The organism is Bradyrhizobium sp. MI1.11 (genome assembly GCF_055811255.1).
Window position 1 is genome coordinate 1 of sequence record NZ_JBVVPM010000111.1, and the last position, 9689, is coordinate 9689.

8 protein-coding genes are annotated in these 9689 nt (G+C 58.5%); all 8 read right to left on the reverse strand.

Annotated elements, in window-relative coordinates; translation table 11 throughout:
* Positions 1 to 309: 309 nt before the first annotated feature.
* Positions 310 to 678 carry a hypothetical protein gene (locus AC0L30_RS41775; RefSeq protein WP_219685712.1) on the reverse strand — a complete coding sequence of 123 codons (369 nt, stop codon included), beginning with the start codon at positions 676 to 678 and terminating at the stop codon, positions 310 to 312.
* 443 nt (positions 679 to 1121) lie between these two features.
* Positions 1122 to 1814 carry a helix-turn-helix domain-containing protein gene (locus tag AC0L30_RS41780; RefSeq protein WP_219685711.1) on the reverse strand — a complete coding sequence of 231 codons (693 nt, stop codon included), beginning with the start codon at positions 1812 to 1814 and terminating at the stop codon, positions 1122 to 1124.
* Between the two features lie 793 nt (positions 1815 to 2607).
* A complete protein-coding gene (locus AC0L30_RS41785; protein WP_007591814.1) occupies positions 2608 to 4119 on the reverse strand; it encodes an arylsulfatase in 1512 nt (503 codons plus the stop codon).
* 233 nt (positions 4120 to 4352) lie between these two features.
* Positions 4353 to 4643, reverse strand: a complete 291-nt coding sequence (locus AC0L30_RS41790) for a hypothetical protein (protein ID WP_219685710.1) — start codon at positions 4641 to 4643, stop codon at positions 4353 to 4355.
* Between the two features lie 270 nt (positions 4644 to 4913).
* Positions 4914 to 6584 (reverse strand): arylsulfatase, encoded by a 1671-nt coding sequence (locus AC0L30_RS41795; protein ID WP_219685713.1) that lies wholly within the window; start codon positions 6582 to 6584, stop codon positions 4914 to 4916.
* Between the two features lie 114 nt (positions 6585 to 6698).
* The gene (locus AC0L30_RS41800; protein WP_219685709.1) at positions 6699 to 7694 is read right to left on the reverse strand and encodes a formylglycine-generating enzyme family protein; all 996 of its coding nucleotides are present in this window, start codon (positions 7692 to 7694) and stop codon (positions 6699 to 6701) included.
* Between the two features lie 420 nt (positions 7695 to 8114).
* Complete coding sequence (locus AC0L30_RS41805) at positions 8115 to 8276, reverse strand: hypothetical protein (protein ID WP_198288334.1); 162 nt, start codon at positions 8274 to 8276, stop codon at positions 8115 to 8117.
* A 718-nt stretch (positions 8277 to 8994) separates the two neighbouring features.
* Positions 8995 to 9540, reverse strand: coding sequence for a cupin domain-containing protein (locus AC0L30_RS41810; RefSeq protein ID WP_219685721.1), 546 nt, complete (start codon positions 9538 to 9540; stop codon positions 8995 to 8997).
* Positions 9541 to 9689 lie beyond the last annotated feature (149 nt).

Here is a 9689-nt window from a genome sequence, read left to right on the forward strand (position 1 = left end):
GAGGCCGGATACATTGATGCAAGACCGCATCTGCCAGGTTGACGAAACCTCTTGCAACGCGCGGCCGGACCATACATTGGGGTCAAAAGCTTCGGTCGAGCGCTCGGGTGCAAAACTTCCGGTCCGCCTTGAGAACCGACATGACGAGCCGCCCCTCGGACGGCGGCGATGGGCCAGAAGCAGTCATCAGCTCCCGCAGACTGACGCCTGCCTGGCTCCACGCTGTCGCCCACTCAGGACGAGTGCCACCCTCAGGCATGAATCAGACGGCCCTGTGGGGCCGTCTGATTCAGCCTTAGAGAGGATGACCTATTGGCAGAGATGCCGCAGACCGTCAGCACCCTTGAAATAGGTGCCGGGCTTACAGACGATGCCGTTGCGGGCAGCATACGCATTCCAGTTGCCGTGCCAGCCCATCTCGCCGGACATGGCGTAGGAATTGCCCCAGCTGCCGACGGTAGCGTCGGCCGCCGCCGGCTGGCGATACGCCGTTCGCCGAGTTGATTGCCGATATCGATAACCTCCGGTGGGAGTACTCCCGGTTCCTAAACCCGTGCAGCTGGCGAATTCAGCTTGGCATTCGTCCGGATTGGAGAGGGCCGCCTGCGCCAGTGCAGCAGAGCTGGACAGGGCGAATGCCGCAACAACGACCGCGCCAAGAACTTTCAGATTTATCATGGCTTCCTCCTTGCGCTTGAACCGTGGCCCAATGCCACGTCTCGTAGTAGTCGGTCGGCCTTTGCGAGCCTGTGCTACTTCGGCAAAACTCGCACCGCCAAGATTGGGACTGCCTTGGGTCAAAATGCGAAGAACTCAACTTTGAGCAAATCCAATCGGCTTCAATTCATCTTCTCACGCAGCTTCCGGATGATTTCGCGAAGGTCATTCGCGTACTCCTCAACGATCCGGCGCGCCTCCTCCAAGCGCGTTGGTTTGGGCTCGGGCTTATCGGATCCGGACGGCTTGTTCATCACAGAGCCTTGAACCTGGATCGCGGCAATCCATTGAGCTAAATCAATGGGCTCATCGCTTTAGCTCCTCTCAGTAAATAGTCGGTGTCATCGGTGTGGAGGGACTGTGTATCTCTCATCGTCGCCAGCACGGCCCGTCGCATTTTGGTATCAGTGTTGTGCCGGTCCTTGCGGATCGAAATCGGCAAGCCGCCGCCTGTCGTTTAACATGATCTCTCGCTGATCGTGGTCTAGGAACGTAAGGACGCCCGCTTTACGCAAGCTAGATAGCGCGCGAGAAACCGTTTCGAGCGTCAAGCCGAGATAGTCCGCAATGTCGAGACGAGTCATGGGGAGCGACATCTTGTCTGCTCCCGTGCGGAAATCCATCTCAAGTAAGAAGGCGGCGACCCTTTCTACCGCGGTCTTGCGGCCCAGAAGCAGCATATGGTTTTCTGCGTGCTCCAGGTTGCGGGTGATCATGCTGAGTAGGTTGTGCGAGACGACCGCGTCTTTTGCGGCTACCAATTGAAGGCTTTCTCGCTTAATCAGGCGCACGACGGTTTCGACGACCGCCTCTGCGGTAAATCGATGCTCATCGCCGTTTTCAAGCCCGAAGATATCGCCCACTAAGTGAAAGGCGCCGATTTGACGCCGACCGTCCGAGAGCAACTTGTAACTTCGCACCGCACCATGCTTGACTTGATAGACATACACAGCGGGCTCTTTTTCGCCGAAGATTTCAGTGCCTTTTCGGTATGTAAACTCACCGAGGCCGATAATTCGGTTGAATGCACTCGTCAAACCGAATTCATCGAGCGTATTGGGCTGAGGTCGTCGATCCGTTGGGATACGCACAAACATGGCCAGTTCCCCTTCCGCATCAATTCTTTTTCCGTATCAATTCTTTGAATAATCCTCTCTCGCCCGCTGGTCGTTCGACGAGCGACCATATTCATTGGATATCCCTCAGGTCATTGTACCAAGGTACAATGTCAGGTTGCTGGCGCCACCGCCGGGCGAATGACGTAACCACTGCGTTATGGATCAATTGCGAGATTTACTCCTCGGGCCATGACTTCCGGTCTAATTCCGCCTCCTGACGTCTGCTGCGCCGCGCAAACTGAAGCAATGGGCCACGAGCGGATGCAGCGTTGAATGGCTAAAGTCCGAAGCACTCCACCGGGGTCTGATCCTACTGCTCGCAGGCCATGATCAGCTCAGTGCTACTTTCAGAGCGCGCCCGGTTGAGCAGGTGGACTGGGCCAATCCGATCGTAGGTTGTTTGGGTTATTCCGATCGAACAAGTCCTGCCTTACAAGGCCGCTTGGGCGAGCATCAATTGCGGGTGGAATTCGGCGAGTGTCGTGAATTGGGGCGCCCCCGAATCCCGGCCGTGCGATGCAAGCAACCGGATAGCCAGCGTATTGGCAATAGACTACGTCACTCGCCCTTCCAGGGCTTCCAGCGAACCCAATTATTAGCAATGCCGACAGCGCGATTGATCGTTTCATTTCGGTCTCCTGTGGCGAACCGACTCCCCTACAGCGACATCGGATCAGGGCGGCAGAAAAGCCCCACGGCGTTATGTTGGCGGCACCCAATATTGCTCAAGAATGTCCGCAACGGTCAGAAGCGGACAAACCGCCGAGCCAGTTTAACCGCCGCTACGAAATTGCGTGATGTTCGGCGGTGGTGGATTTGGATGTTTCTTGAGGGTCGCTAAATACTCTTCGACAGTTTTGAGCGCAGGACCCGATACCCAGCCAAACATTGCCGCGACGATGAGGTCCTCGTGCGGATCCATTTCAATGTTGTAAATCTTCGGGTAGCCGGCCATCGGCGCACTCGCGGAGAACATGCCGGGCTGCCGCTGTGGTCCGATGCCGGTCGGATGGACGTCCGTGAAGTAGATACGCCACTGTTTCCAGCGCGCGGCGACGAGATCTCCACCGATAAAGCTCAAAAGGCTTTCGCGAGGCGCTGTCGCCGTGTTGCCCAACAGGAGATCGGCTTGATTGATCCCGTCGATCTGGCGGTCTGTTGGCATCTTGGCACCGACGATGTGGGCAAAGGTCGGCAGGAAATCCATGATCGAGAACATGGCGTATGTGGTTGTGTTTGCCTTGACTTTGCCGGGCCACCGGATGATCCCCGCCGTCCGTATTGCTCCTTCAGTGACTTCGCCTAACTCTCCGCGAAACGGACCTGAATTACCCATATCAGGCGTTCCCTGGTTGCCGTGTTCTCGCGCGGTCTGGCCCTGGGGGCCATTGTCCGAGGCAAAGACAACGATTGTGTTGTCGTCGATGCCGAGTTGCTTCAGCGTATCTAGGATTTGTCCGACGTGATAGTCTCCCTCCATCAACTTGTCGCCGTAGTTGCCGATCCGTGATTTTCCTTTGAACTGTTGAGAAGGCAAGTTTGGAAAGTGCCCCATTGAAAAAGGAAGATAGAGAAAAAAGGGCTGTCCCGATGCTCTCTGGCGCCTCATAAAATCGATTGATCTGTCCACGAACTCATCGTCGATGTTGGCGCGGACGTCCTCGGTAAATGGCTTGACCGCCTGTAGCGGGCCTCCGGCCTTCGCCTCAACGATCTGCGGCCCAGTCTTCAGCAGTGTCTCGTACGGCTCATTGATTGAGTGCGTGAGCGCGATTGTAGCCGGGTATGTTGCTGCATCCCAGCTAATGTCCGGCGGGATACCGTAGAACTCATCAAAGCCGTGCGCGGTCGGCAGACTTTGAGGCGCACTTCCAAGGTGCCATTTCCCGAAGATCGCAGTCGCATAACCAACGCTCTTGAACATCTCGCCCATGGTGAAGGCATTAGCGGGAAGCGTATAGGGACTACCCTCAATAGCGATCAGCGACAGACCGTTTCGGATCGAATATTGCCCAGTCATCAGCGCTGCACGGGAGGGGGTACACGCCGGTTCCACTAGGAACTGTGTGAGGCGCAATCCGTCTCGGGCCATTGCATCGAGATGCGGCGTCGATGCCCCACGCAACTCGCCGCCGCCATAGCACCCAAGGTCGCCGTAACCGACATTATCGGCGAGAATGAAAACAATGTTGGGCTTATTGTTTTGCTGCGCAAAGGCTGTCGCCGAACCCATCAACGCAAGCAGCACCACCGCCGAGGCGAAGTGCTTGACCGAGTTTTGCATGCGAAACTCCGGAAGATGCTGCGTAACCATTCTAGAGAAAGCCTAATCTCGAAGCTATCCGAAATCCGCGCCAATGTCCGCATTGCGGCGGTAAGACGCCAACCTGGATCGGCGTCCGGCTTGCCTCTGACAGCCGATATGACACATGTTCAACCGGCCTTCGGCCAGGAGCCCAGAAGCTGACATCGATTGCTTATCTCGCATGGCCACCAGGGGCAGATGAAGTGCGTCGCTTACAGCAGCGGTTCGACCTTCGCCGCCATGTCGGGAGAGCGGGTGACCCGATATGTTGCGTTGCTGCACTTCAGGATCCAGACGGCCCGATCCGGACGCGAGCGTTTTGCATCCCTTGAGGCACCGAGCGGTTTGTCACAGGTGAAACCTTGCAAGCGAATCTGCGCTGCCAACATCGACCGCGGCGTTTCGGCTGCAACCCGCGGTGCTGTTGCCTGTTGCGCCTGCACCAACGGGCTGAACATTAGAGCTGCGGTAGCCAGCAGTATTGACCCAAGCGGTCTGTACATGACGGCAATCCTTATTGCAGTTCTCTCGAACGCGGCAGAGCAAGTGCATCATCGGCTTGTCAGCGTCGCGTTGACGGATTGGATCGTCCGATAGTCTTGGGGTAGCAAAGGGTAGAAAAATTGGAGTAGTAGCCTTGGGGCGTCAGCAGCCTTGGGGATCATCGGAGTTGAAGGGACGGCACCCGACGCTGACACAATTGTGCTTGCAACGGGCGGCTTTTTTCAAGACCGCCCGCTTAGACATCATCAAGGCATACTATCCCGCCTCGTTCACTCGCTCTGATGGCCGGACTTCTTCATTTCAGCAAGGATACCATCGAGGTTGTAAGTTTCCGGCGCCTGCATCGGAGGGAAGTCCTTGTAAGAGAATAGCTCCTTTTCCCAGAGAAGTTGGCCGAGGGGCAGGATATTCCAGTCATACAGGTAGGCGGTGCTCGGCGAGCCGATCGAACCGGCATAGCCCAGCAACGATTTGGCATCGGAGCCGACCGTCTGCTCGAATGGGTCACGCTTGATGTTGGCGACCTGCGTCCAATGGAAGCTCTGCGCTCCGAACAACCCGCCGGTCCCGGTGTCCGGCACCATCGTGTAGTACATCTTCCAGTTCTTGTAGCGTACCGCCGATGGCTGCGCGCCGGTGTAGTAGAAGAAGACTTCGCGCGCGGATTTATCCGTGCCTTCGAGATAGGCGCGCTGATCGACGCCGTCGAGCGTTGTCTTGACGATGCCGGGGTAGCTTCCAGCCTCGATCTGCTTCTTCAAAGCGTCGCCCTTCGGCCCGCCGGCGATGTCGACCAACGTCGGCAGCCAGTCGAGTGCCGACATCATCTCGCTCTTGACCGTGCCCGGCTTGATGTGGCCCGGCCAGCGAACGACCATCGGGGCACGCATGCCGCCTTCCCAGGTGGTCAGCTTGCCGCCCTTGAAAAGGGTGGTGCCGCCGTCAGGAAAAGTGATGTTCTCGGCGCCGTTGTCTGTCGTGAAGACGATGATGGTATTGTCAAGCTGGCCCATGTCTTCGAGTTTCTTGAGGACATAGCCGATATTGTCGTCCATCTGCTTCATGCCGGCCTCGTTGAGGCCCCAGTCCTTGCCACCCGGCTCGCCAATCATCGCCTCGTATTTCGGCGGCAGCACGGTCGTGATGTGCATGCGCGCCGGGTTGTACCAGACGAAGAACGGCTTGTTGGTCTTCTTGGGATCGTTGCGATCAAGATAGTCGATGACCTTGGCTGAGATTTCTTCGTCCACGCTTCGTGAACGGTCTAGCGTCAAGGGACCTTCGTCCTTGCAGCTCTGGTTTGCTTGTGAGCCGTCCGACGATTTGCACGCAAGCACCGGCCGCGGCGGCGTCAGGCACGTCGTTGTTCGAGGATCCACGGCGCCGGGGACATCGGTAAGGCCCGGGACCGGGGTTGCCTTGCACGGCGGCGCAATGCCTTGCACGGTCGGGCTCTTGTTGATGTCCGGGAAACTCACCCCCTGCATCGCGTCGAGGTGATACAGGTACCCCCAGAACTCCTGGAAACCATGCGCGGTTGGTAGCGCCTCGGGATTATCACCAAGATGATTCTTGCCGAACTCGCCGGTGTTGTAACCGAGGTCGAGCAAGAACTTGGCAATGGCGGGCGTACCGGGCCGCAGCCACGATGGGCTGCCGGGCAATTGCGGAGGAATCATGCCGGTGCGCAGCGGATGCATGCCGGTGAAAAACGCGTTGCGGCCGGCGGTGCAGCTCTGCTCCGCATAATAAGTCATGAAGAGCGCGCCCTCGTTTCCGATGCGGTCGATGTTCGGCGTCTCTCCGACCATCAAACCGCGATGGTAGATGCTCGGCTGCATGATGCCGATGTCGTCACCCATGATGAAGAGGATATTGGGCTTTTGCGCCGGCTGGGCAGCCACAGGAGTGCTGATCAATCCCGACGACGGTATCATCATCGTCGCACCGAGCAGCGCTGCGCTGGACCGCTTGAGCCAGCTTTGCTTCTTGCGTGGCGTTGCGACCAAAAGCTTGTCATCAAATACGCAATTCAACATGGCATCGCTCTCCCATTAAGATGCGTCAGAGGTTCCTCGCCTGATGCACCGAAATCCAAGATGACTTGTGGAAGTGTCGATCGGCTCCGCATGCCGCGCAGCCGGCCGATAGCGTCGGCAGTAATTCGGCGCGCACAAATGCGAGCCGCCTTTGATGACCTTGCGTGGGATCTTGACGTTGGTGGTTCTCGGGTCGTAGCTATCAGCCTCGCGGCCGCCGCGCGGGTTCTCGGGAATGCAGCAGGCCTTTGCAGCGTCGGCTTCATGCCGAGGCGAGTACCAGTCCGACGTCCACTCCCAGACATTGCCGATCAGATCGTGCAGCCCGTACCCGTTCGGCGGGAATGCCGTGACCGGCGATGTCCGTTCGAATCCGTCGTCTCTGGTGTTTTGGCGCGGAAATTCGCCCTGCCAGGTGTTGGCCATATGACGGCCGTCAGGCGTAAATTCATCTCCCCATGCGAACTCGGCGCCGTCCAGTCCGCCGCGCGCCGCAAATTCCCATTCGGCCTCGGTCGGCAAATCCTTGCCGGCCCATCTTGCGTAGGCGAGCGCATCGCTGAAGGCCACATGCACGACGGGATGATCGTCGAGCCCCTGGATTTTGCTCCCCGGTCCGTAGGGATGCCGCCAGTCCGCACCTTTGGCGAAGGTCCACCACTGGCTGAAGTCCCGCAGGCTGACCGGATGGTCAGGCGGCGAGAACACCAGAGAGCCCGCATAGACCATGTGCGGGAGCATTCCGGGATAGTCCTTTGGATCGGGCGTGATCTCGGCAACGGTGACGTGGCCGGTAGCCCCGACGAACGCCTTGAACTGCCGGTTCGTGACGGAATGGCAATCCATCCAGAAGGCATCCACGGCGACGCGGTGGACCGGCGCTTCCTCCGGATAGTGCCGATCCGAACCCATGCGGAACGTGCCGCCCGGCACATACAGCATCCCCTCACCTGCTGGATGCTCGAACGATTGTCCGTCGTCCGACGACGATTTCGTGTCAGCCAGGTGCATCACGATCTCCGGGCCCCTACATCAGCGGCCTGCGTTGCTTCATTTGTGACTCTGTTTATTTGCGACGCTGTTTCGCTCGATATGCATTTTCCGGTACTGGGTCCTTTGACCGAGGCTGAGGCGTAGGGAAACCGGAACGACACACTTCAGGGTTGATCTAGATCAAAGGATGTCCGACTCGGATCATTCGAGTCGAATTGGTCGCGTCTCCGCCACGTCCGGTCTGGCCTCAACCACCGACTTGCCGGACGCTATCGCCAGCTTCGCCTTCGGGCAACCGCGTCAGCAGCATTGACTCAGTTGCCGTCTGCGAATTGGTGACGGGGTGAGCAACAAGCGTTATGTGATTTGTGTCGCAGAAGGGTTATCCGGGATTTGGCGTTCTGGTCGAGTGGACGGTGCCATGGAAAACCTGACGCATTATCCTGTTCTGGTGTTCGCGGTGGCCTTTGTTTCGCGCCGCTGTCGGCGGTGCCGGTGGCGTTCGGTGATGACTTCGGCGATGATCTCGCCGTCGCGCTCGACATAGCCTCCGAGATCCGCGAAGGCCGAATTGCCGCCCAGCAGCTTGCCGTCATGCATGCACATGATGCTGCGGTCGAAGGCATCGTTGCCCCTCCTCACGGTTTGGGAGCGGACATGATCAGCTCGCTTTAGCGAGCTGGCTCATGGCCAACAGGCGACATCGCAGGCTTAGCGCTGACATGAAAGAGGCCGCCCGTTGGAGCGGCCTCAACTTGTTCTGTCGCGCCAACTTCGCCATCAGCGAACGGTGCCGCTCACTCTGTCGTACGATTGAGCGCTGCACCATTGAGAAGTGGCATTTAGATCCCAAGCCCACTTCTTTCCGGCTGCCTGGCAAGCTTCGAAAGTGGCCCACTTGGGAGGCCAAGGCTCACCTGGATTCCATACCGGCGCTGTCTGTGGTTTCTGGATCTTTTGAGTATCGCGGGCATTCGCCGGCGCCACCGACAAGATCGCGACAACGATACCCATGGACAAAAGTGCCGAGACTTTCACTGCCATGTCCTCCTAGATTTCCGGGACAGCAAACGCTATCCCAAGAGGCATGATAGCACATTTTCAACCAAGGGGATTCCGGACGTCGTTCTTCTTCGGGTCAAAGGCGGCGGTCGGCCGCCGAGTGGGACGACTTCCGCTCTACCTTTCGCTTCGGACACGTCGCCGCCGTGTGCCAGCCATCGCGATGGGCCACAAGCGATCACCGGCGAAAAGGAACGGCCGCCTCGACTCTGCGGCGGCCGCCTCCATTCTTGGCTGTCAGTCAGGCGGATGTGCCTCACATCTTGACGATCTCGGTGCGATATTTCGGCAGCAGGGCCGCGATCAGTTTTCCCTTCTCGGCCATCTCTTCCGGGGTCGGCTTCGGCGGCGGCGATGTGCGGCCTTCGACGGGGAAACCGACCGCCAGAAAGAATTCATCCTGTCCTGCCGGCGTACACATGCAGAGCATGCGAGCCGTCTTGCCGGACAGGTTCTTAAACGCGTGCGGGGCGTTCGCCGGAACGTTGACGGTCGATCCCGCGCGTACGGTGTGCGACTTTCCGCGAAAAGTGAACTCGAGTTCGCCTTCGAGCAGCGAGAACATTTCCTCGAAGTCATGGCGATGCGGCGGGGGGCCACCGCCGGCGGGCACCAGCATATCGACCAAGCAATAGCGTCCCGCGGTCTGCGCGCCCGACACCAGGATCGTGTAAGTGCCGCCCGCCACCGAGATATGCGGCACGCCGGCGCCGTCAGGATCGGCTACCGTCAGGCAGCGACCAGGATCGTCTGCGGGGATCGAGGAAGCAGACGGAGCATTCGCAGGAGAGGTGTCGGTCATCTCGACCTCGTTTCCATGATTTTGAGGAGAGGCACCTTACCATCACAAGCGGTGTCTTTTTCGAGGCCGGATGTCCGCTAGACTGTATGTCCCCCCACAAAATGAGGCGACTCACCCTCGATGTTGCGACGAGGGTTGCCCGGATGGAC

Excerpts from the sequence above, each read along its gene's own strand:
- AC0L30_RS41775 (WP_219685712.1), bottom strand. The coding sequence starts at position 678 with ATGATAAATCTGAAAGTTCTTGGCGCGGTCGTTGTTGCGGCATTCGCC.
- AC0L30_RS41780 (WP_219685711.1), bottom strand. The coding sequence starts at position 1,814 with ATGTTTGTGCGTATCCCAACGGATCGACGACCTCAGCCCAATACGCTC.
- AC0L30_RS41785 (WP_007591814.1), bottom strand. The coding sequence starts at position 4,119 with ATGCAAAACTCGGTCAAGCACTTCGCCTCGGCGGTGGTGCTGCTTGCG.
- AC0L30_RS41790 (WP_219685710.1), bottom strand. The coding sequence starts at position 4,643 with ATGTACAGACCGCTTGGGTCAATACTGCTGGCTACCGCAGCTCTAATG.
- AC0L30_RS41795 (WP_219685713.1), bottom strand. The coding sequence starts at position 6,584 with ATGATGATACCGTCGTCGGGATTGATCAGCACTCCTGTGGCTGCCCAG.
- AC0L30_RS41800 (WP_219685709.1), bottom strand. The coding sequence starts at position 7,694 with ATGCACCTGGCTGACACGAAATCGTCGTCGGACGACGGACAATCGTTC.
- AC0L30_RS41805 (WP_198288334.1), bottom strand. The coding sequence starts at position 8,276 with ATGCATGACGGCAAGCTGCTGGGCGGCAATTCGGCCTTCGCGGATCTC.
- AC0L30_RS41810 (WP_219685721.1), bottom strand. The coding sequence starts at position 9,540 with ATGACCGACACCTCTCCTGCGAATGCTCCGTCTGCTTCCTCGATCCCC.